Origin of the sequence: Cytobacillus citreus, assembly GCF_018343665.1 — a bacterium.
Lineage (GTDB): Bacteria > Bacillota > Bacilli > Bacillales > Cytobacillaceae > Cytobacillus > Cytobacillus citreus.
Genome location: NZ_JAGYPM010000002.1, coordinates 1,068,986 through 1,092,122 on the forward strand (window position 1 = coordinate 1,068,986; position 23,137 = coordinate 1,092,122).

Here is a 23,137-nt window from a genome sequence, read left to right on the forward strand (position 1 = left end):
TGCAGCTAGCTTGAAGGAGGGGATGAAATGCCGCTGCTAAAAGAAAATGAAACAGTAGAAATTAATAATCACCCAATAATTGATTTAAATAATGAAAAACCAGAGAAAATGTCAGCAATTATTTTTCAAAAGTTTATAAAAAATAAATTAGCTGTAGTTGGAGCAATTTATCTTCTTTTAATTATTTTTGCAGCCATTTTTGCTGATGTTCTAGCACCTCATGATCCAAATTATCAGCAATTACTAAAAAAATTAGCTCCTCCAGGAAAAGAATATTTGCTGGGGGCAGACAATTTAGGAAGGGATACACTTAGCCGTTTATTGTATGGGGCTAGAGTTTCATTAATAGTAGGGTTTGTTTCAGTTGCTGGCTCGATTTTTATAGGAACAGCTGTTGGAGCTATTGCTGGCTATTATGGTGGAAAAATAGATGCCTTTTTGATGAGGTTTGTTGATGTTATGATTTCTTTCCCATCAATCTTTTTATTAATCATATTAGTCACTATGTTTGAACCAAGCATTAGTACACTAATTTTTGTATTTGCTATTTTTGGATGGACTGGAACATCAAGATTGGTTAGAGGAGAGTTTTTGACACTCCGTTCCCGGGAATACGTTTTAGCTGCTAAAACCATTGGGATACCGAGCTATAAAATTATTTTTGCGCATATACTTCCGAATGCAATGGGGCCGATTATTGTGTCAGCAACATTAGGTGTTGGAGGAGTAATATTAGCAGAGTCAGCCCTAAGTTATTTAGGGTTAGGGATTCAGCCGCCAACACCAAGCTGGGGAAATATGCTTCAAAGTGCCCAAACCTTACCAATCATGCTTGATTCATGGTGGTATCCACTATTTCCAGGTATTGCAATATTACTTACTGTTCTTGCCTTTAACTTTGTTGGTGATGGACTTAGGGATGCATTCGATCCTAAAATAAAGTAAAACATTCCAAAGAAACAATTAAATAGTGATTCAGCATTTTATTATTGATTATTTCTTAACATTGATATATATTTTCCCCCTATTTATTTTTTTGTGAAGGCATGCAACTTCCGAGGTTTCCGAGGTGTGTGCCTTTTTTTGAGCCATTAGAAAGGCTAGTTGAAGAACAACTTATTTTGAAAGAAAAAAATAGATAAATTAAAACGCTTAGATTAATCATAATCCAAGCGCCTCGTCTTTATATTATTTTCCTTCTATATACGTCCACTGGTAGCTATAAGTAGAATTAGGGTTTGCGACCAATCCTTTTACATATGGCTTTACAAGGTAAGCGTCACTTGCTTGATACATCGGGGAAATAACTATATCTTTTTCGATAAGGATCTTTTCGGCCTCTTGTAAATCTGCAAAACGTTGATTAATATCAGAGAAGTCCACTTGTGCTTTTTTTACAAGCCTATCATAATCAGCACTTTGGTAGCTTTGCCAGTTGTATGGTCCGTCAGAGAGATGAATAGACATAAAGTCAGTTGGATCAGCAATATCACTGCGCCAGCCGGAATGAGTCATGTCATACTCTTGTTTTCCTTCAAGGGCAAGCTTTTGCTTATTCGGCTGCTGGTTGATCTTAACTGTAAGTCCTGGAAGGTTTTTCTCAAGCTGATTTTTAATATATTCAGCTACGGACTTGCGCTGACCGTCATCGTAGCTTAAAAATTCCAGTTCAATTTTGTCGGTACCTAGCTCAGCAAGCCCTTTTTGCCAATATTCATTTGCTTTTTCAACCCCCTCTGCGTTAAAATCTCCATATTTGCTTCTGAAATCCTTTCCGTCAGGTGAAGTTGTCAGTTTCTCAGGAATTAAGTAGTAAGCTGGGAGTGAACCGTTTTTAAGAATCATCTCAGCAGCTTCTTTCTTGTTCCATCCCATATCAATGGCTTTTCGGATATTAGCATTACTTAAATATTTATTTGCAAGGTTAAAACGGATGAAATACATTTCTCTTTTCAAAGTGGAATGCAGATCTGAATGATCATGATACAAATCTACAAATTCTGAAGATAGGGTTGCGACATCAACAGATCCTGATTCATAGAGATTTACACCTGTTGATACATCTTTAACAACTTTAAAGTTTATGTTTTCCAATTTTACATTTTGAGAATCCCAATAGGTTGGATTTTTCTTTAGAACCCATCCTTCTTCATGTTTCCATGAATCAAGAAGAAAAGGTCCATTATAGATTAAGTTTTCTGGCTCTAATGCATAATTGTCACCTTGTGCTGTTACAAATTCCTCATTTTGTGGATAGAAAACGATATTATTCAGAGTATCAAGGAAATACGGAATTGCATTTTTTAGTTTTACTTCTAAAGTAAAGTCATCAACGGCTTTAACACCTAAAGCATCTACTTTTCCGTAAAGTTCATGATCTTTATCTTGGATTTCAACTGCATTCACAATGTTATCAAGTTCATATGAGTGTGGAGAAAGGGTATCAGGATGGAGTGCTCGATGCCATGCGAAAACAAAATCATGTGCGGTTACCGGTGTTCCATTACTCCATTTTGCATCATCACGCAAATGGAAGGTGTAGGTTTTACCATCTTCACTTACTTCATGTTCCTTCGCTATTCCAGGAATAATATTCTGATCTGGATCTTTGCGGTAAAGTCCCTCCAAAATATTCGTCATGATGGTTGCAGACAGGCCATCAATTACGCCGTTTGTCTTTAATGTAGGTATTTCATTTGAGGCATACAAATTCAAAGTTTGAGATTCATTAGGAGTTGAGACTTGGTCTGTATCCTTCCCGTCCGTCTCTGGTGAAGTTGCAGGCTTAGAGGTGTCACTGTTTTTCCCATAACAGCCTGATAAAGCTAAAGCGATTAATAAAGAAAGCAGAAAAGTAAATGCTCTTTTTCGATTAATCAATTAAACCCCTCCTTTATTAGAATATTCAAAATATAATTAGCAAGAATTATGCCATGCAAGATTATTGATAAAAGAAGCAGTTAAGAAACCCATATTATTATTGTTCTTTTAATAATGAGGCTGTGTTAAAACTTAGTGTTGAAAATGCTATTTTGTTGTTGATTGTAGCGGAAGGCGCGAGATCCTCGAAAATGCATACGCATTTCCTTCGTGCGGTGTTTATTCGGTGGAGATTATTCAAAGTCCTGCGAGAAATGCGTGTCCAGGGGAGACCCCGCAGGAGCGTTAGCGACGAGGAGGCTGCCCGACCGCCCGCGATCGCTAAGTGCCTGCAGCGGAAATCAACAGGGAAGTTTAACATAGCCAATAATAAATAGAGTGTGTTTAAAAGTTTTTACAACTAATTGTCTAAATATTTAGAAAGTGTAAAATATATTGAAAATACAATACTAAAAATTGCCACTGTAACACAAAAAAGATATTTACATTCATGGCATAAAAATTGCATTATTATTTATGAATAATTAACGTGAGGAGGAGAATGATGGAAAAGATTAATAGACTCCGTGAAAGATTCCATGAATTAGGTGTAGATGGGATGATGATTGTTCATCCATGGAACAGACTATATATGTCTGGCTTTACGGGAAGTAATGGGGTTATTCTTATTTCTGAAAACGAAGCTAAATTAGTTACTGATTATCGTTATGTAGAGCAGGCCCAAAATCAAGCGAAGGATTACGAGATTGTTTTACACGCTGGTCATACTGGCCATAAGGGAAAAATTTTTGAAGAAGTAGTTGTACAGGCAAATAAAATGAAGATTAGTAAACTTGGTTTTGAGCAAGAACATTTATCATTTGGGTTATTTAGTAGAAATGAAGCTCTCTTTTCTGCAGAATTAATACCTACTCGCGATGTTATAGAAAAACTCCGAATGATTAAATCAAAGGAAGAAATTGAAAAACTAAGGGTAGCGGCAAAAGTTACTGATCAAGCGTACTTACACATCTTAAACTTTGTCAAAGCCGGTATTTCTGAATTGGATGTAGCTAAAGAACTGGAATCATTTATTCATAAACATGGGTGCACGACTACATCTTTTTCACCGATCGTAGCATCGGGATATCGGTCTTCATTGCCGCATGGCCGCGCTAGCGAGAAGATAATTGAAAAAGGCGATATGATTACGATTGATTTTGGTGCTAATTATCAAGGCTACTGGGCTGATATTTCAAGGGTCATTGCTGTGGGAGAACCTTCATCTGAGCTAAGACATATACATGATGTTGTACTTACCTCATTCGAAAATTGCGTATCTGCATTAAGACCAGGACTGACTGATCAAGAGGTCGATGCTTTCATGAGGGAAAATATAATAAAGCATGGCTATAATGAACGTTCAGGTACAGGTACGGGACATGGTATCGGTCTGGAGGTACATGAAGTTCCACTTTTCTCTATTCTAAAAGATAAGATTCTAGAAGAGAATATGGTGATTACGGTTGAGCCTGGTATTTACCTTAAAGGAGTAGGCGGGGCGAGGGTAGAGGATGTTATTCTGATAACTGAAAATGGTCGTGAGGTATTGACACCATCAACAAAAGAATTATTAATCTTATAACAAACGAAAAAACTGCATACTAAAGTTCTGTACTATCCGCAACTAACTGAGAAAAAACTGAAATAAAAGGGAGTAAACATATGCAAGAACAATATCAAAGTAGATTAAATACATTAGTAAATTATTTGGAAAATCTGCATGTGGATTTAGCCATTATTAAAGATCCTAAAAATGTGTTCTATTATACAGGCTTTAATTCTAATCCACATGAGAGATTTATGGCGTTAGTAATTGATCTAAAAAAACAAAGCCAATACTTATTCGTGCCTTCCTTAGATTTGGAAATAGCTGAGGGAGATTCGCATGTTAAAAGAATTATACCTGTTTCAGATGAACTCAATCCATATAAAGTATTAAAGGATACAATTGGTGAAGGTGTTAAAACGATTGGGTTAGAAACAAAGGTGATCTCATTATTCCAACAGGAACAACTGGATTGTTTCTTCCAAGATTTCAGCTACGAGAATATTGGAGATTTTATTTCTGGACAGAGAATGAGAAAGTCTCAAGAGGAATGCAAAAAGGTTCAGCGTGCTATTCATGTGATTGAAAAAGTAATGGAAGAAGGAATCAAAAAGGTTAAAGAGGGTATGACAGAGCAGGACTTAACAGCAGAACTTGAGTTTTTAATGAGAAAGTTTGGCGCAGAGGGCCCTTCGTTTTCATCTATTGTCCTTTCTGGTGCGAAAGCTGCACTGCCTCATGGCCGTCCAGATAGTAAAACGATCAATAATGGTGATTTTTTACTAATTGATATGGGCGTAATTGTGGATGGCTATTGTTCAGATATTACAAGAACTTTTGTCATTGGGGAAGAAACGTCAAAGCAGAGAGAAATTTATGATATCGTTCGTAAGGCAACTGAAGAAGGAGTAAATGCTTGTCAAACGGGGATTCCTGTTGGACAAATTGATATTGCAGCTCGTAATGTTATTAAGGAAGCTGGGTATGGGCAATATTTCAATAACCGTGTTGGGCATGGCCTCGGAATTGATGTACATGAAGAACCTTCAGTTCATGAAAACAATGATCTAATAGTAGAAAGCGGCCTCCTATTTACAATTGAGCCAGGTATTTATATTCCAGGCTATGGAGGAGTTCGCATTGAAGAAAATGTATATATTGATGAAGATGGAAATGGAAAGCTTCTTACCTCCTTTCCGACTGAATTAATTAGAATTGGAAATTAGTAAGTTTAAAAGCAAAAAACCAGCACAGTGCTGGTTTTTTGCTTTTAACTATTAAGCACCTAAGTACGCTTTAATAATTTTATCATCCTCACGCAGCACTTCTGCCGTATCATGCATAACAATATTTCCAATTTCAATTAAATATCCTCTGTTTGCTAGACGAAGGGCGGCTTTAGCATTTTGCTCAATTAAAAGAATAGTAGTCCCTTGTTTATTGATTTCCTGTATGATTCTCATTATTTCTTGGACGATAATAGGCGCAAGTCCCATCGAAGGCTCATCAAGCATTAGCAGTTTTGGATTTCCCATCAGACCACGGCTAATCGCAACCATTTGTTGTTCCCCCCCACTTAAAGTACCTGCTAGTTGTTTGGCGCGTTCCTTTAAACGCGGAAACAAGTCAAATGAGCGTTCGATTCCATCTTTTATCCATTTTTTATCTTTTCTAAATGTAAAAGCTCCTAACTCTAAATTCTCAGTAACTGTAAGGCCGCCAAAAATTCGTCTTCCTTCTGGAACATGAATGATTCCTGCTTCAACAATTTTATGTGCAGGAACTCCAACAATACTCTTAGCATTCCATTCAATAATACCTGATTTGGGTTTGATTAAACCGGATATTGTTTTTAGGGTGGTGCTCTTGCCTGCTCCATTACTTCCAAGCAAAGCGACAATTTCTCCTTCGTTTATTTCCAAATTTATATTTTTAAGTGCATGGATTTTCCCATAGTAAGAATTTACATCCGTCAGTTTTAAAAGAGGCTTCAAACTACTTCCTCCTTGCCTAGGTATGCTTCAATTACCTTTTCGTTTTTCAGTACTTCTTCCGGGGTGCCTTCCGCAATTTTCCATCCATAATCAATGACGGTAATATGTTCAGAGATTTCTTTGATAAGTGCCATGTCATGTTCAATCATTAATACCGTAATACTGAATTCATCACGAATCCGCCGAATAAGCTGAATTAAATATTGTTTTTCTTCAAAATTAAGCCCTGCTGCCGGCTCATCTAAAAGCAATAATTTGGGTTTAGTTGCTAATGCACGGGCAATCTCTAAATAGCGTTGAGCTCCATAAGGGAGATTCTTTGCTGATCTTTTCATATTTTTAGTTATCCCTACAAATTCGATGCAATCTAGAGCAACCTTTTCTATTAGTCTTTCTTCCTCTTGTTGACTTTTTGTTTGAAACAAGGCTCCCCAAACAGCTTGTTTTGTACGGCAATGCATACCAGACTTTACATTATCTAATACGGATAAGTTTGGAAACAAACGAAGGTTTTGGAATGTGCGGGCCATTCCTAATTTCGTTATTTGACTTGGCTTTTTATTTATTAAGCTGATTCCATCCAATTCAATTTCTCCGCCAGTTGGCCGATAAAAGCCTGTAATCATATTAAATACAGAAGTTTTTCCGGCACCATTGGGACCGATAATACTAGATATGGAGTTTTTTTCAACAGTAAAGGATAAATCATTAACTGCGAGTAATCCTCCAAACTGAAGTTTTAAGTCTTTTACAGTTAATAGAGACATCCAATTCTCCTCTCTTCCGAAGTAAAATTAACATAGAGAATTAAACAGACATGGACTGATTTGGGTCATTTGATTTTCCGTTTTCGTCCATATCGGTAGCATCCTCGGTTCCGTTTTTTGATGGCCATATTCCTTGAGGGCGGAAAATCATCATAGCCACTAAGGAGACCCCGAATATTAAATGGCGCCAATCATCTGCTCCGCGTAGAAGCTCTGGAAGAACAATGACTAAAACAGCACCAATAACGACCCCAGGAATACTTCCTAGACCACCTAATACAACGGCAAGGAGGATCATAACGGATTGTAAAAAGCTAAAACTTAATGGTGCGATCGCACTCATTTTGACAGCGAAAATGGATCCGGCAATACTGCCGATGACAGCTCCTGAGGCATATGAAAGCAATTTTAGCCGAATACGATTAATTCCCATTGCCTCTGCAGCATCTTCATCTTCGCGAATATAAATCCATGCACGTCCAATTCTTGAACGGCCTAACCTGTAAACAGCAATAATGGACAGAATGGCAACAATTAAAATTAAATAGTAAAAATCTTTTTGTGTGGACATGATATAGCTGCCAATAGCCGGTCTGGGAATTCCATAAATTCCTGATGCGGAACCTGTGATTTCTAAATTTGTTGCTAATATTTTGACGATTTCACCAAAACCAAGGGTGACAATTGCTAAATAATCACTTCTTAATCGGAGAGTTGGAGTTCCGATTATAACTCCAGCAATTACTGCAAATAGAAAGGCGACAGGGAGTGTGAGCCAGAAAGACCAATGAAAAGTTGTCATAAGTATTGCAGTCGTATAGGCACCAACAGCAAAAAATGCCGCATAGCCTAGGTCAAGCAGTCCTGTATATCCGACTACTATATTTAATCCTTGTGTAAGAACGACATAAAATAGCACAAGAGTTAAAACATCCAGCCAATAGCTATTCAGGAAAAATGGAAGAATGAATAATGCGATGATGAGCAGTAAAAGGGTTTGATTCTTATACTTTTTCATCTTTACATCCTCTCCATTTCTTTTGCTCCGAGTATGCCAGTTGGCTTAAACACTAAAAACAGAATAAGAATTCCGAATGCAAGTACATCCTTCCACGACCCGCCAAAATAAAAGGTACCGAAAGCTTCTATGACCCCAAGAACTAACCCCCCAAGCATAGCTCCGGTAATATTTCCGATTCCTCCTAGAACAGCTGCGGTAAAAGCTTTCAGACCAATAATAAAGCCCATCATAAAATTAATCGTTCCATAATAAATACCTGACATGATTCCGGCTCCTGCAGCTAAAGATGCACCAATAAAGAATGTAAGTGCAATAATTTGGTGCACATTAACACCCATTAAGCTGCAAGCAGTTTGGTCTAGAGCAATTGCTCGCATAGCTTTTCCATAAATGGTTTTATCGATAAAAAGGCGCAGTCCGAGCATTAATAAAGCTGAAAGTAAGATCATTCCTATTTGAGCAAAAGTGATTTGTGTTCCTAATATTTGCAGTCCATCATTAGGCAGTATAATAGGGTATACTTTGTACGAAGCACCCCATCCGATCATAGAAGTATATTCAAGTGATAATGACACGCCAATTGCTGTAATGAGGATGGAAAGCCTGGGTGCTAGAAGAAGGGGACGATAGGCAATTCTCTCTACACCCATCCCAAGTAAACCGACAATAACCATCGTACCAATGAAGACAATTCCAACACCTAATAAGCCAGTATTAACTCCGCCATCGCCTGTAAATATAGAGAGAAAGGTAAATCCAATGAAGGCGCCCATCATATATAGATCACCATGGGCAAAGTTTAGCAGCTTAATAATCCCGTATACCATCGTGTATCCTAAAGCGACTAAACTATAAAAAGCACCAATAACCAGTCCATCAATCAGTATTTGAAAAATAATTTCCATAATTATTCTGCCTCTCCTCTGTGCTAAACTTTAGCGGATTGCATCATGTAATTTCGGTGCTGTCCCAAAGGGGACTGACTCTGCGATATATATATATCCTATGCTCATACATAAGAGGTCAGTCCCGTTTATGAGACAGCTCCAATATGAATAAAAGAGGAATGTTAAACACTATACATGCTTAGCATGAAAGGTTTAAACGTTCTAACAACGCGAATTACTTTTCTAAAGTAAATTCACCATTCACTACTTTCATTACATGGAAGTTTGATTGATTTAGAGAGTTTTGGTCATTAAATTCAATCACCTGTCCGATACCTTGGAAGCCTTTTGTCTCTTTTAAAGCCTTTTTCAAGTCTTCACTGCTCGTTGAATTAGCTCTTTTTAATGCATCGGCCAATAGATTCATACCATTGTATGATAGAGCAGAGAATGGACCAGGAGATAAGTCGTTATACTTACTTTTATATTCTTTAACAAATTCATCGGCCCCAGGGATAAAGTTCGCTGTTGGAGTTGCTGTCACTAATAGACCGTCAGCACTGTCTGCTCCAGCGATATCGATAATGTCCGGGGAATAGCTGCCATCACCAACCATAAAAAATCCTGAAACGCCTTTCTTTTTAAATTGCTTTAGCATGAGACCTCCAGCTGCATAATACCCTGTAAAATAAGTTCCATCAGGATTCAAAGATTTTAGCTTTGTCATTAATGAGCCAAAATCCTTTTCCTCTGGATTAATGGCTTCAAATCCAATGACTTTACCGCCATTTTCCTCAACAGATTTCTGGGCGAAATCCGCTAAATTTTTAGCATAAGCTGAGTTATCATGAATAATTACAATGTTTTTAGCACCTTTGTCCTTGAAATAATCAGTACCTGTTTTTGCCTGATCAGGAACAAGTCCATTAATTAGGAATAGGCTTTCATATCCTTGTGCAGGCAGTTCTGATGAATTAGCCGCAGCAACGATCATCGGGATGTTAGCGTTATTGAAAACACCTGAAGCAGGCAATGTAGATCCAGAGCAATAGCCTCCTACAACTGCAGTTACCTTCATAGATACAAGTTTATTTGCAGCTGTTGTGGCCGTTTGAGGATCACAGGCATCGTCAGCTACTTCCAGTTTTAATTTTTTTCCAAGAACTCCGCCATCATTATTAATTTTCTCGGCAGCCATTTTCATGGCATTTAACATGTCTTTTCCGTCTGTCGCGTTATTACCTGTTACTGGCAAAAGAACGCCGACCAATATTTCATCAGAACTGCTTTTTTTTCCTCCAGAACTTCCCTCACTGGAACAGGCACTTAGAAAAAGAGAAAGAATTAGCAGCATACCGATTGCTATAATGGAATACTTTTTCAAATGAACCCCCCCTAATTATTGTTTTTCTATTACAATACTTTCTACCTAGGTTTCTCCCGGAATACTTTAGTAGATTAAAAGGATAAGGACGATTTATTCACCTCCTTTACTAAATAAACTTTCAGAAAATAAATAATGTTCAGAAAATAAATATCATTAAATTTTATTTATTTGTAACTGTCTTATTACAAAAGAAGAAGCTTTTTTATTAAATTTAAATGTATGGAAAGTAATAGCAAGAAATGAATGATATAAATCAAAAGTTGAAAATTATTTTAAAGAAGTGGAAGGATTTTGTGGTAGGACTTGATGCTGGTTAAAATTAGCAGACTATAATTACGTAAATTTTTTTGAGGATTGACCCGGGCCGGGGATTACACCCGGATTAATCCTATGTTAAGCTATCCTCTGTAAAATATTTATTAGCCAATTTTTATCTGGGAGTTTTCACGTGTGTTCTTTGAATAAAGGCTTTCCCATAGCTCGGACATCTTTCTTCTTCCACTATCAATTTCAGGGTTGAATTGAATAGCAGCCTGCTCGCGGACAGAACGCACATTTTGTACTGCTTCCTGCAGCTGTTTATCTATTGCTGCTCCGTCCTTACCAGCATGTTTTGCAATCGCGTAGCCTGCTGTTGTTCCTTGGGCCATTGCAATTTTCCCGCTTTCGATTCCGGTAATATTGCCGGCAACAAAGAGACCTTCAAGTGGGGTTTCCATCATTTCTGAATGGTGAGGGACATGACCACCAAGTTCAGGTATGTATTGGAATGGACAGCCAGAAACGGCAACGAGCTCAGCAAGCGGATATAAACCGCCTGCAATACAAACGAAATCAGCTTCATATATCTTCTCTGAGCCCGGAATGATGTTTCCGTTCTCATCGGTATCAGCGACACGTACACCTTCTACCTGTTCTGTGCCAATAATTTCTATAGCTGCTTTGCGAAGAAGCAAAGGTGTACCATTAACTTTTACCCCATTTTTAGGGTAGAATTTCATTCCAATTTTACGGAAAGAACCATTTTTCATGAAGCGGCTTCCCATCCGTAAAAGAGGTGATGGAGCAAGATGTGCTGCATTTAAAAGTGATTTCATGACTTCTTCTGGTTCTCCTGCTTTCCCGCTTAGCGGGTTTTTTTCAGGCAGTACAATTCGATCAACATGAATGCCAGCTAATTGCAGCTCATTTAAAATAGCAAAGGCTAAAATATTAGCACCAATGATGATCCCTTTTTTACCTACTTCTACACGGTGTACATTTGTCATCACTTGAGCAGCCCCAATGGACATGACTCCTGGAAGAGTCCAGCCGGGAAGAGGAATAGGATACTCTGCTGCCCCCGTTGCTACTAATACATAGGGAGCGGTCAATGTACCAATGCTAGTATGCACATTCCATAAATCATCGTCTTTTTCTAAGTTATAGACAGATACACCACAGCGAATGTCGACTGATAATGTTTTTGCTTCTTGATGAAGGCGCTCAGATTCTTTAATACCGTTCCACCATTCACCAGATGGTTCCTGATGCAACTGACCAATTAGTCTGCCTCCAGGTTTTATAAATTCATCAATGACTGTTACTTTCAGGCCAAAAGAAGCACTAGCAATAGCTCCTGCTAATCCTGCTGGTCCCGCACCAATTACAATTACATCCCTCATTGCTGTTCCACCATCCTTTTCACAATATTAGGATGCTGTTTTCCGCTTTCAATGACCATGTTTTTTTCTACAACTGTTAAGCAGGCTCTAACGTTCGCATGATCATTCACTGTTACACGACACTCCATGCAATGGCCAATATTGCAATAAAATCCACGAGGTGTCCCACTATCCTCGTGAACTCGCAATTTTCTTATTCCGTTTGCCAAAAGGGCTGCAGCAATGGTTTCATTTTCAAATGCTTCATAGGTTTTCCCATCAAAAGTAAATGGAACTGCTTTCCTATCTTCTAATTTACCTAAAATCGGATGATTGATTATTCTAGTCATTTTTTTCACCTACTGTTCCAAATGTTACCGGTCGAATGGGTGGCTGGTATTTTAATGGAGTATCGCCTTGAGAAATATTCGAAACGACATTTTCTATGATTCTATCCAATGGAATTCTGCATGTGCGCCCTCCGCAAAAGCCCATACCTGCCCTTGTTCGTAATTTTAATTCCCTAGCTGTGCATTGATGTTCTTCTGCCGTAAATCGAAGAGCACCATAGGTAACTTCCTCGCAGCGGCAGACCACAATTGCTTCATTGTTGTTCATTTGGAAACCTCCTCTATTTTCTTGCTATAAAAATACTATGCAAAAAACGTACCAAATATAGAAGAAAAGGATTAAATGATCACAGATTAACAGTCAGTAGGACCTCTATTTAAAGAAGTATAAGGGACTAAAAGGAATAATTAGGGGTCCAGAAGTCCGTAATGGCTTGACGGTGGACAGGAGAAATATCATAAGTCGTACGAAGGTAAAGCGATAACTTTTTCGAGGATGTTCAAGTCAGGCGAAAGCCACAGAAAATGAAGTACTTCGATAGCCATACATGGCACGACCAAAAGCAGAGCTTTTGAGAGAAGGTGGAGGTTTGAACATAATAAGAAAAACAAACAATCAGTGGGGGATGAGAAACCCCACTGATTGTTTGTTTCAATGTATGCCAAGACGCTTTAAACGATTATATAAAGTAGCCCTAGTGATGCCTAGCTTTTTGGCACATTCTAATTTATTGCCATTAGCGATCTGTAGCGCTTTTTCAAGTACTCTTTTCTCATGCTGATCCATTTCTTCTTGCAAAGGTAAAATGGTGTTGTCATTTTCATTCGAGTCATATTGTGAAGTCAGCTGATTATTTTCGTTATCGATAGAATTAGAATGAAAAGGCAAATATTCCTTTCTAATTGCCCCATCTGTCGCAAAGACGACAAGACGTTCGACAACATTGCGAAGCTCGCGAATATTCCCTGGCCAATCATAGCGCAGCATTTCCTGCATTACCACTTGTGAGAACTGATGAATTGGTCTCTGATACAGCATAGAAAAATCGTTTAAAAAATAATGCGTTAATTCAATAATATCCTCTCGTCTTTCTCTTAACGAGGGAATATGTATACTAACTACATTTAATCGGTAATAAAGATCTTCTCGAAATTGTCCTTCGTTCATTAAATCTTTTAAATTTCTATTTGTAGCAGCAATCACGCGAAAATCTGTATCAATTTCTTTTTCGCCACCAACCCTGTAAAATTTCCGTTCTTGTAAAACTCGCAGCAGCTTAACCTGCATCTCAAGAGGCAATTCACCGATTTCATCTAGAAACAGGGTGCCGCCTTTTGCTAATTCTATTTTTCCTTTCTTTCCTTTCTGATCAGCACCTGAAAAGGCTCCGCGTTCATACCCAAAGAATTCACTTTCAAATAAAGACGCCGGGATTGCGCCGCAGTTTATCGAAATAAAAGGAGCATTTGCTATTTCGCTTGCTTCATGGATTGCTTTGGCAAACACCTCTTTGCCGACACCGCTTTCACCTAGTATTAAAACAGTCGATTTCACAGAGCACACTTTTTTAGCCAGATGCACCGTTCTTTGTAAGGCCGCACTATTTCCTTTAATTAAACTAAAGGGGTCGACGGAAGGTTTATACCGCGCTACTTCTTGCTCCAAACGGTGAACCTCTGTAGACATATTAAATAGTTTCTCGTTTAATACGACTTGATTTGTGATATCGGTCTCCGAAACGACTGCCCCTATAATTTGATCATTAAAATAAACAGGATTTGAGTTAATTAGGACAAATAAATCTGAACGAGGCTGATGATGCTGACCAGAGATTTTTTTTCCTTTATAAAGAGTTTGCAATATTTCAAGGTCTTTGTGTTCAAAAAAATCAGTGATAGGTTTGCCGATGATTTCACTTTGTTTCACCGAAAAGATTTTTTCAGCCCCTTCAGTCCATGTACATACACGCTCATTGGCATCAATAACGGTGACTGAAGCATCCATTGTTCGAATGACAGTTTCATAGAATGCCTTTAATTGATGATACGAATTATGAAGAAAATGATTGATTTGAGCTGCAGTTATACATCCTATAGGCTTTTTTTTTAAATCCAAAACAATAACAGTCGGATATGCCTGAGCTAATTGAACTAATGTATCAAATGAATCATCCATACATACAATCATGCTAGGAACTTTCGATAATCCTAAAAAATATTCTCCATTTTTTTCGGAGATTTCCTCTTCGCAAGATAACGTGATTAATCTATTTTCAATTATTTTTTTTAATGACGGCAAAGAAAACATGGTTCTCCTCCTTGAAGTGTAAAAAAAGTTGAACACTGTATAAAATATTACACATAAGTTTATCAAATTTTTTAAAAATTCCTAGTGAATTGAAATCTATTTTTCGAAAAAAATTAAATATCAGAAGACAATTGCTGTTTTGTAGAAAAGCATTCTTTTAATTTTATCAGCGTACAAAAGTAGAAATGAATTGATCGAAACAGTGTCTGCTAAGAAAAATTAAGGCAGACGTCGCAAGGAATTAAGAACGAAAATTTTTTCTAAAAAATGATTATTCTGTTGGCACACTATTTGCATTAAAGAAGATAGGCAGCCAAGCGAAGGGAGATTGGTTATGTGAAACATTGTGATGTGTTAGTCATCGGCGGTGGAATAATAGGCTGTTCAATTGCCTATTATACTTCTAAATCAGGAAAAGACGTAACGATACTTGAAAAAGGTGAATTTGTCAGCGGAACGTCTTCCAGGTGTGATGGTAATATCCTCGCCATAGATAAAGATCCGGGCTTTGACAGTCAGATGTCTTTAGTAAGCCAGAAATTAGTAGATGATTTAAGCAGAGAATTAGAGCATAAATTTGAATATCGTGCTCCAGGGAGCATCCTTGTTTGTGAGTCAGAAGAGGAAATGGAGGCAGCACAGAAGTGGGTGGATCGCCAAAGAGAAGCTGGATTGCCATTCCGCATGCTTGACCGTCAGGATATTCGCCAAGAGTCTAAATTTTTTGCAGATGATTTATTAGGTGGATTAGAATGTGCAACTGATTCCACGGTTAATCCTTATCTTCTGGCTTTTTCTATGCTTGATGCAGCAAAGAAATTTGGGGCCAAAGCATATAAGCAGACTGAAGTTAAATCAATGAAAAAAGAAGAAAATGGCACTTTCACTGTTGAAACAACAAATGGAGTGTTTACTGCTAATCATGTTGTGAACGCGGCAGGAATATGGGCTCCTAGATTAGGAGAGATGCTTGATCTTTCCATCCCGATTCAGCCAAGAAAGGGACATATTATTATTGCGTCAAGGCAGGAGCATGTAGGTTCAAGAAAGGTAATGGAGTTTGGCTACTTAATTTCTAAATTTGGCGGACAGCGCCGTGTTGACCCTCTAACTGAAAAGTATGGGGTAGCACTTGTCTTTGAACCAACGGAGAGCCAAAACTTTCTCATTGGGAGCAGCAGGGAGTTCGTCGGATTTAATACAAAAGTAAATAATGAGGTTTTAAAATGCATTGCTAATCGTGCGATCCGCTTTTATCCGAAAATGGCAGATATGATGGTCATTCGATCTTATGCAGGCTTGCGCCCATGGACGGAGGACCATTTGCCAATCGTTTCTAAAGTGGATCATATTCCAAACTATTACATAGCGGCTGGTCATGAGGGAGATGGAATTAGCCTTGCAGCTGTTACAGGTAAAGTCATCGAAGAGGTAATTAATGATAGGGAAACGAGTATCCCTGTTGAACCGCTAAGCTTTAACCGCTTTAACTTTATTCCGCATTCATCTCCTGCTTCTTTAAGTGTGAGATAAATACAATAAAAAGATAACCAATTCGACGGGGGTTTAAATCCTTGCTGAATAAAGTTAATCCTCTGGCAGATGCCTCAGATTTTTTAGAGGAAATTATCGGGCTATGCCCGATAAAAATCTGGGCGCAAATCCGCCAAGGCGGATCTGATAGAAAGGGTGTTGACCAGATGAGGGCAAATAGAGTCTTTACAACAATTGATACACATACGGGAGGAAATCCAACAAGGACATTGATTAGCGGTCTTCCAGAACTCAAGGGAGAAACGATGTCGGAAAAAATGCTCCATATGAAAAGAGAGTATGATTGGATTCGCAAATTATTAATGAATGAACCAAGAGGCCATGATGTTATGTCTGGTGCTCTATTAACGGACCCGTGTCATCCTGAAGCCGATATTGGCGTGATCTATATAGAAACAGGCGGTTATTTGCCAATGTGCGGCCATGACACAATTGGTGTGTGTACAGCATTAATTGAGTCGGGATTAATTCCCGTTCACGAGCCGATTACTTCGATCAATTTGGATACACCTGCTGGGCTAGTAGAAGTGGATATTACTGTTGAAAACGGCAAAGCAAAAGAAGTGTCTTTTTGTAATATCCCAGCATTCCTGCTAAAAAGTGTTTCAGTCGATGTTGAAGGAATCGGTAGAGTTGATGCAGATATTGCCTATGGAGGCAACTTCTATGCCATTATCGATGCAAAATCGGTTGGATTGGAATTAGTACCAGACAATGCTTCAAAAATCATTGAAAAAGCGATCAAAATTAGAAATACGATTAACGAAGAAACCGAAATTGTTCATCCAGAACATCCATTCATTAGAGGCTTAACCCATGTCGAGTTTTTCACCGAACCTACTCAAGAAGAGGCCCATGTAAAAAATACAGTCATCGTTCCTCCAGGTGGAATCGATCGCTCTCCATGTGGAACCGGTACATCTGCCAAACTAGCAGTGCTTTTTTCAAAGCAAGAAATTAGTATTGGTGAAGAATTTGTCCATGAAAGCATTGTTGGTTCTTTATTCCGCGGTCGTGTCCTTGAAACAACAGATGTTAATGGAGTATCAGCAGTCGTTACTAGAATTGCAGGATCAGCATGGTTAATGGGAATGCATAAATTCTTTTATAACGAAGAAGATCCGCTTAAGGAAGGATTTCTCCTCATTCCCCCAATGGAGGAACATGAAATGGAGGATGTGAAATGAAAATTCAAAAGGCATATACCGCAACAGATGTCCACGTAGCCGGAGAGGCTTTTCGTATTATAAGAGATGCACCATTCATACAGTATCAGAGCTTGAAGCAATTAGATGAGCAGTTTTTTCATACTTATGCTGATGAAATTAAGCTTTTGTTAAATGAGCCTCGCGGATTTGCGGGCTTGAATGGCTGTTTGGTGGTTCCGCCGTTTAGTCGGGAAGCAGATGCTGCAGTTGTATTTTTCAATCATGAAGAAACTGTTCCAATGCTTTATGCGGGAGCGGTGGCAGTCATTACCGCCTTATTAGAATGCGGTCATTTGCCAGTAAAAGAATCAAATGAGTACACATTAGAAACTGTTAGCGGTGCCATTAAGGTTCATGCTGTAATGAAGAACGATGAGGTTGTGTCCGTTCTGCTTGAAACAAAGCCTTGTCAAGCCGTTCAATCAAATATCTCTTTAAGAGGGAACGGTTTCCAAACAGAGTATTCTCTCGTTCAAGCAGACCAATTATATGCCATTTTTAACAAAAAGGATGTTCCATTCCAGATTCATATAGATGATCTTGCCGATGTACAAAGCTGGGGGCAGGCTGTAAATGAAGCTCTTGCGGCTAACCAATCCATTCAGAGAGTCGTTTTATTAGATGATTCTGAGGCAGGATCAGGACGAATTAAAACCGTTACCTTCCGTAGAGATCATTTTATCGTCCGTACACCAGGATTTGGAACAACTGCAGCCTGCTATGCAAGCCTGCATTCTAGTGGTGCGCTTTCTAAAGAACAGAATCTCGAAAATGAAAGTGTTTTTAATAGCTTACTAACTGCTCAATTAACGGATCAATCAGACAGCGGATATAAGTTTACATTGACAAGCCGCGGTTTCATTACAGGCATGCAAACATATCTGCTAGACCCAACTGACCCGTTAGCAGATGGATTTTTATTAAAATAGGGATTATTTCAAAAAGGTGTTGCTTTGATTGATTGGCTGACAAATAGGTGAAATTGGCTGACAAACCAATAAAATTGGCTGACAAGCCCACATTAACCATTAAAAATTATTCGAATTCACTGAAAAGGTGTTATTTTACCACATTTTTTGACGATTTTTAACAATTCCAAGGAGGAAAATGAACATGACAACAATTAGAGGAGCTTATCCAGTATTAATCACTCCAATGACACAGGCACAGGGAATCGACTGGGGTGGAGTGAAAAATAACGTAAACTACTTCCTTGACCAAGGTGTTGCAGGACTTGTAATTAACGGCAGTACTGGAGAATTTGTAAGTCTATCAAAAGAAGAAAAATACCAAATGGTAGAAACGGTATTAAAAGAAGTAAACGGCCGCATTCCAGTTATTGTTGGAACAGCTGCTGAAACAACGAAAGAAACAATCGAATATACAAAGCAGGCTGAAGCACATGGTTCAGACTGTGCATTAATTATTAACCCTTATTACATGAAGCCGAAGGAAAATGAAATCTACTACCATTTCAAGGAAGTCTCAGATGCTGTCAATCTTCCAATCATGCTTTATAATAATCCGTTCACTTCTGGCGTGAATATGAGTACTGATTTAATGCTTCAAATTGGAAGAGAGTGCGAAAACGTTACACGTATTAAAGAATCAAGCGGAGAAATTGGCAAAGTAAGAGATCTTGCAAGACAAGCAAAAGGTGATTTTGAAGTGTTCTGCGGTGCAGAGGAGCTTGTCATGGAATCTTATTTTGTCGGTGCGACTGGCTGGATTTCTGTTGCTGGAAACATCGTGCCAAAGCTTGTAACAGACATGTTCAACCATTTCCAAAATGGCGAAATCGAAGAAGCATGGGCTATTAATGACCGAATCTTGCCGCTTTGTGCATTTTTAGAAGGATCAGGCAAATATGTGCAAATCGTGAAGAGAGCAATGGAGTTAATGGGTCATGCGGGAGGACCGGCACGGTACCCACGTTTAGGCTTATCACCAGAGGAAGAGCAAAAGCTAAAAGAACTACTCACAAGTTTGGAAACAGTAAATAACTAAGATAATGGAGGAGTGAGAACATGCAAGCGACTAATTACAAATTGAAACCCAAAGTGCAAGAATTCTTGGAAGGCGTGAAAGGACTAAATATCAACGGTGCATATGTTCCGGCGATCAGTGGTAAAACGTTTGCCGTCGTTAATCCAGCAAGCGAAGAAGTCATTGCGGAAGTAAGTGAAGCACAAGAAGAAGATATTGATGTTGCGGTAGCTGCTGCAAGAAAGGCGTTTGATGAAGGGGAATGGACTAAAATGGATGCGGCTGATCGCTCCCATCTAATCTATAAATTTGCGGATCTCTTAGAAGAGAACCGTGAAGAGCTTGCACAGCTAGAATCATTGGATAATGGAAAACCATACAAAGTCGCACTTGCAGATGATGTTGACGGAACAATCCGCCATTTCAGATACTATGCGGGCTGGGCGACGAAACTATTAGGTAAGACAACTCCAATTTCAAAGGATTATGTTACCTATACTGTCCATGAGCCAGTTGGGGTTGTAGGTCAAATTATTCCATGGAATTTCCCGCTTGCAATGGCAGCTTGGAAGCTCGGTGCTGCACTTGCTGTCGGTTGTACTGTTGTCATTAAGCCAGCAAGTGAAACACCGCTATCCCTTCTTTATGTAGGAAAGCTGTTTAAAGAAGCTGGTTTTCCGGACGGTGTTGTGAACATTGTCCCAGGATCGGGCCGGATTGCGGGAGAAGCAATCATCACGCATAAAGATGTTGATAAAGTTGCATTCACTGGTTCAACAGCTGTCGGAAAAGAAGTAATGAAAAAAGCTGCAGAACAAATCAAGGGCGTTACATTAGAGCTTGGCGGTAAATCACCAGCCATTATTTTAGAGGATGCTAATCTTGAAGAAGCAATAGAAGGCGCATTTAATGGAACGATGTACAATCATGGGCAAAACTGCAGTGCTTGCACACGTGTATTTGTACAGCGGAGTCAATATGAACGTGTCGTAGAGGCTTTTGCAGAGAGAGCGAACGCATTGAAGGTTGGTCCTGGTATGGATCCTGAAACGGATATGGGGCCACTTGTTTCAGCTAAACAGCAGCAAACCGTCCTTAATTATATCGAACAAGGGAAAAAACAAGGGGCACGACTAGTGGCTGGTGGAGAAAAAGCCTTTGATAAAGGGTATTATGTACAGCCAACCATTTTTGCTGACGTGGAAGATCATATGGTCATTGCCCGTGAAGAAATCTTCGGTCCTGTCATGGCCATTTTCGTTTTCGACACAATTGAAGAAGTCATTAAACGTGCAAACGATAGCGATTATGGTTTAGCTGCGAGTATCTGGACAGAAAATATCAAAAAGGGTCACTACATTGCCGGGAAGCTGCAATCAGGTACAGTCTGGATCAATGATTTTGGTCTTGAATGGGAAACAATGCCTTTCGGCGGATACAAACAATCAGGAATCGGCCGTGAAATGGGTGGAGAGTACGGCTTGCAAAACTATACAGAAGTGAAAAGTGTTTTTGTTAATATCAAGCAGAATGACCAGTACTAATTTGAAATAACTAATCTGTCAGAGTCCTTGCTTAAAAGATAATGTTAAAAAAGGAACGGGCAGCTTCTTTGAAAAAGCTGTCCGTTTTCTTATTAGCTGATTTTACTGAAAATTCCATACAATCATGAAAGTATAAATTATTAAATTGTTCACAACATGAGGAGGTATAGGATGGAAAGCATAGTAAATTGGGCAGTTGATCAGGTATGGAGTCTAGGCTTAGTTGTTTTTGCACTTGGAGCGGGGTTATTTTTTTCCTTTGCTACTCGCTTTGTTCAAATCAGATATTTTAAAGAAATGATTAAATTGCTTTTTGAAGGAAAGAGTTCAGAATCTGGTGTATCCTCCTTTCAGGCCTTTTGTATGGCACTGGCTGGACGAGTAGGTGTTGGAAATATTGCGGGTGTTGCTACAGCTATTGCCTTTGGAGGTCCAGGTGCGGTTTTCTGGATGTGGGTAATGGCGATTTTAGGAGGGGCAAGTGCTTTTATAGAATCCACTCTTGCCCAGGTGTATAAAATTAAAGTAGGAAACCAGTATCGTGGAGGGACACCTTACTTTATTGAAAAAGGATTAAAGATGAAGTGGTTCGCAGCATTGGTTGCTATTGTTGTTACTATTTGCTATGGAATATTGGTGCCTGGCATACAGGCAAACACGATAGCAGTTGGTTTTGAAAATACTGCCGGCCTAAATAAGAGCATAACTGGAATCATATTAGTTGCCTTACTTGCTATCATTATTTTCGGTGGAGTAAAGCGAATCGCAACAGTTACAGAAAAAATAGTTCCTTTTATGGCTTTAGGCTATGTGATTGTTACGTTTATGATCCTATTTGCCAATATATCAGAAGTTCCCGCTATGTTCGCTCTAATCTTCTCCAGTGCATTTGGTGTCAATGAGGCCTTTGGGGGAATCATCGGTGCAGCTGTTGCCTGGGGGGTTAAGAGAGCGGTATTTTCAAATGTTGCTGGTGTTGGTGAAGGCACATATAGTTCAGCTGCGGCAGAAGTTTCACATCCAGCAAAGCAAGGGCTAGTTCAAGGCTTTTCGGTTTATATCGATACGATTGTTGTATGTACTGCAACTGCCCTCATGATTCTCGTAACAGGAATGTATAGTGTTACTCCAGAAGGAGAAGCACCAATTGTTGATAAAATGGGCAGCATTGAAGCAGGGCCAATTTGGACCCAGGAAGCAGTAGAAAGTGTTTTACCAGGATTTGGTTCTATGTTTGTTTCCATAGCCATATTTTTCTTTGCTTTTACTACCTTGATGGCTTATTACTATATCGCTGAAACCACTCTAGTCTACCTTGATAAAAAGCTAAAGATGAATTGGATGAAAACAATATTGAAAATTGTATTTTTAGGAATGGTATACATTGGCAGCGTTGAATCAGCATCTTTATTATGGGCTCTAGGTGATTTAGGGTTTGGAAGTATGGCCTGGCTCAACCTTGTAGCGATTTTATTTTTAACAAAGCCAGCTATAAAAGTATTTAAGGATTATGAAGCTCAGAAAAAAGCAGGAAAGGATCCAGTCTTTGATCCAATAAAAGTCGGCATAAGCGGTGCGGATTTCTGGGAAGAGAAACGCAAGGAAGAGAGCGCTTTCAATGTCGATAGGTCTGTAGGATAATTAGCATTATATACCGAAAAAACTTTAATTTTTTTTAATGGACAGTTCTACTTTAAAGGAGACTGTCCATTTTATTTTTCCAAAGGCTGTATTAAAGATCAGTGTTGATAATCTATTTTGTTGTTGATTGGAGCGGAAGGCGCGAGACTCCTGGGGGAGAAGCGAGTCAAAGGAAGACCCTGCAGGAGCGATAGCGACGAGGAGGCTTCCGACCGCCCGCGATCGCTAAGTGCCTGGAGCGGAAATCAACAGGGAAGTTGAACATAGCCTTTCTACAAGATAAACTTTAAAAATTTTTTTACACTTAAAAAAAATTATACATAATCATGTCCAATAATTTCTACACTCTAATTAATTATGAAATTTTAATAATTTTTAT

19 protein-coding genes are annotated in these 23,137 nt (G+C 38.8%); 9 read left to right on the forward strand and 10 right to left on the reverse strand.

What is annotated here, in order from left to right:
* Positions 1-108: 108 nt before the first annotated feature.
* Positions 109-945: an oligopeptide ABC transporter permease gene (opp4C, locus tag KHA94_RS11220; RefSeq protein ID WP_249365476.1), complete on the forward strand. Its 837-nt coding sequence runs from the start codon at positions 109-111 to the stop codon at positions 943-945.
* 243 nt (positions 946-1,188) lie between these two features.
* On the opposite strand, the gene KHA94_RS11225 is transcribed toward opp4C, so the two are convergent.
* The gene (locus KHA94_RS11225; protein ID WP_213102177.1) at positions 1,189-2,880 is read right to left on the reverse strand and encodes a peptide ABC transporter substrate-binding protein; all 1,692 of its coding nucleotides are present in this window, start codon (positions 2,878-2,880) and stop codon (positions 1,189-1,191) included.
* A gap of 544 nt (positions 2,881-3,424) precedes the next feature.
* Between KHA94_RS11225 and KHA94_RS11230 the strand changes: the two genes are divergently transcribed.
* Complete coding sequence (locus KHA94_RS11230) at positions 3,425-4,504, forward strand: M24 family metallopeptidase (protein ID WP_213102178.1); 1,080 nt, start codon at positions 3,425-3,427, stop codon at positions 4,502-4,504.
* Positions 4,505-4,584: 80 nt separating this feature from the next.
* Positions 4,585-5,694 carry a M24 family metallopeptidase gene (locus KHA94_RS11235; RefSeq protein ID WP_213102179.1) on the forward strand — a complete coding sequence of 370 codons (1,110 nt, stop codon included), beginning with the start codon at positions 4,585-4,587 and terminating at the stop codon, positions 5,692-5,694.
* Between the two features lie 51 nt (positions 5,695-5,745).
* Here KHA94_RS11235 and KHA94_RS11240 read toward each other — a convergent pair whose 3' ends face one another.
* The 9 genes from KHA94_RS11240 to KHA94_RS11280 form a co-directional block, all read right to left on the reverse strand.
* Entirely contained in the window at positions 5,746-6,462 is a 717-nt protein-coding gene (locus KHA94_RS11240; protein ID WP_213102180.1) for an ABC transporter ATP-binding protein, read from the reverse strand.
* Positions 6,459-7,229, reverse strand: a complete 771-nt coding sequence (locus KHA94_RS11245; RefSeq protein WP_213102181.1) for an ABC transporter ATP-binding protein — start codon at positions 7,227-7,229, stop codon at positions 6,459-6,461. The genes KHA94_RS11240 and KHA94_RS11245 overlap by 4 nt, the downstream gene beginning before the upstream one ends.
* A 40-nt stretch (positions 7,230-7,269) precedes the next feature.
* Positions 7,270-8,247, reverse strand: coding sequence for a branched-chain amino acid ABC transporter permease (locus tag KHA94_RS11250; protein WP_213102182.1), 978 nt, complete (start codon positions 8,245-8,247; stop codon positions 7,270-7,272).
* 2 nt (positions 8,248-8,249) lie between these two features.
* Positions 8,250-9,155, reverse strand: a complete 906-nt coding sequence (locus KHA94_RS11255; protein ID WP_213102183.1) for a branched-chain amino acid ABC transporter permease — start codon at positions 9,153-9,155, stop codon at positions 8,250-8,252.
* Positions 9,156-9,372: 217 nt separating this feature from the next.
* Entirely contained in the window at positions 9,373-10,521 is a 1,149-nt protein-coding gene (locus KHA94_RS11260; protein ID WP_249365431.1) for a branched-chain amino acid ABC transporter substrate-binding protein, read from the reverse strand.
* Between the two features lie 422 nt (positions 10,522-10,943).
* Positions 10,944-12,188, reverse strand: a complete 1,245-nt coding sequence (locus KHA94_RS11265; protein ID WP_213102184.1) for an NAD(P)/FAD-dependent oxidoreductase — start codon at positions 12,186-12,188, stop codon at positions 10,944-10,946.
* Positions 12,185-12,517: a (2Fe-2S)-binding protein gene (locus tag KHA94_RS11270; RefSeq protein WP_213102185.1), complete on the reverse strand. Its 333-nt coding sequence runs from the start codon at positions 12,515-12,517 to the stop codon at positions 12,185-12,187. Before KHA94_RS11270 ends, KHA94_RS11265 begins: the two co-directional genes overlap by 4 nt.
* The gene (locus KHA94_RS11275) at positions 12,510-12,785 is read right to left on the reverse strand and encodes a (2Fe-2S)-binding protein (protein ID WP_213102186.1); all 276 of its coding nucleotides are present in this window, start codon (positions 12,783-12,785) and stop codon (positions 12,510-12,512) included. Before KHA94_RS11275 ends, KHA94_RS11270 begins: the two co-directional genes overlap by 8 nt.
* Positions 12,786-13,169: 384 nt before the next feature.
* Positions 13,170-14,825 (reverse strand): sigma-54 interaction domain-containing protein, encoded by a 1,656-nt coding sequence (locus KHA94_RS11280; RefSeq protein ID WP_213102187.1) that lies wholly within the window; start codon positions 14,823-14,825, stop codon positions 13,170-13,172.
* 336 nt (positions 14,826-15,161) lie between these two features.
* Here KHA94_RS11280 and KHA94_RS11285 point away from each other — a divergent pair, with 336 nt between their 5' ends.
* The 6 genes from KHA94_RS11285 (at position 15,162) to KHA94_RS11310 (ending at position 22,758) form a co-directional block, all read left to right on the forward strand.
* Complete coding sequence (locus KHA94_RS11285) at positions 15,162-16,358, forward strand: NAD(P)/FAD-dependent oxidoreductase (protein WP_213102188.1); 1,197 nt, start codon at positions 15,162-15,164, stop codon at positions 16,356-16,358.
* 167 nt (positions 16,359-16,525) lie between these two features.
* Positions 16,526-17,566, forward strand: coding sequence for a proline racemase family protein (locus tag KHA94_RS11290; protein ID WP_213102292.1), 1,041 nt, complete (start codon positions 16,526-16,528; stop codon positions 17,564-17,566).
* On the forward strand, positions 17,563-18,516 hold the full coding sequence (locus KHA94_RS11295) for a proline racemase family protein (protein ID WP_213102189.1): 954 nt from the start codon (positions 17,563-17,565) through the stop codon (positions 18,514-18,516). Before KHA94_RS11290 ends, KHA94_RS11295 begins: the two co-directional genes overlap by 4 nt.
* A gap of 184 nt (positions 18,517-18,700) precedes the next feature.
* Positions 18,701-19,594, forward strand: a complete 894-nt coding sequence (gene dapA, locus KHA94_RS11300) for a 4-hydroxy-tetrahydrodipicolinate synthase (RefSeq protein WP_213102190.1) — start codon at positions 18,701-18,703, stop codon at positions 19,592-19,594.
* A gap of 20 nt (positions 19,595-19,614) precedes the next feature.
* On the forward strand, positions 19,615-21,117 hold the full coding sequence (locus tag KHA94_RS11305) for an aldehyde dehydrogenase family protein (protein WP_213102191.1): 1,503 nt from the start codon (positions 19,615-19,617) through the stop codon (positions 21,115-21,117).
* A gap of 171 nt (positions 21,118-21,288) precedes the next feature.
* A complete protein-coding gene (locus KHA94_RS11310) occupies positions 21,289-22,758 on the forward strand; it encodes an alanine/glycine:cation symporter family protein (RefSeq protein WP_213102192.1) in 1,470 nt (489 codons plus the stop codon).
* Positions 22,759-23,137: the final 379 nt, after the last annotated feature.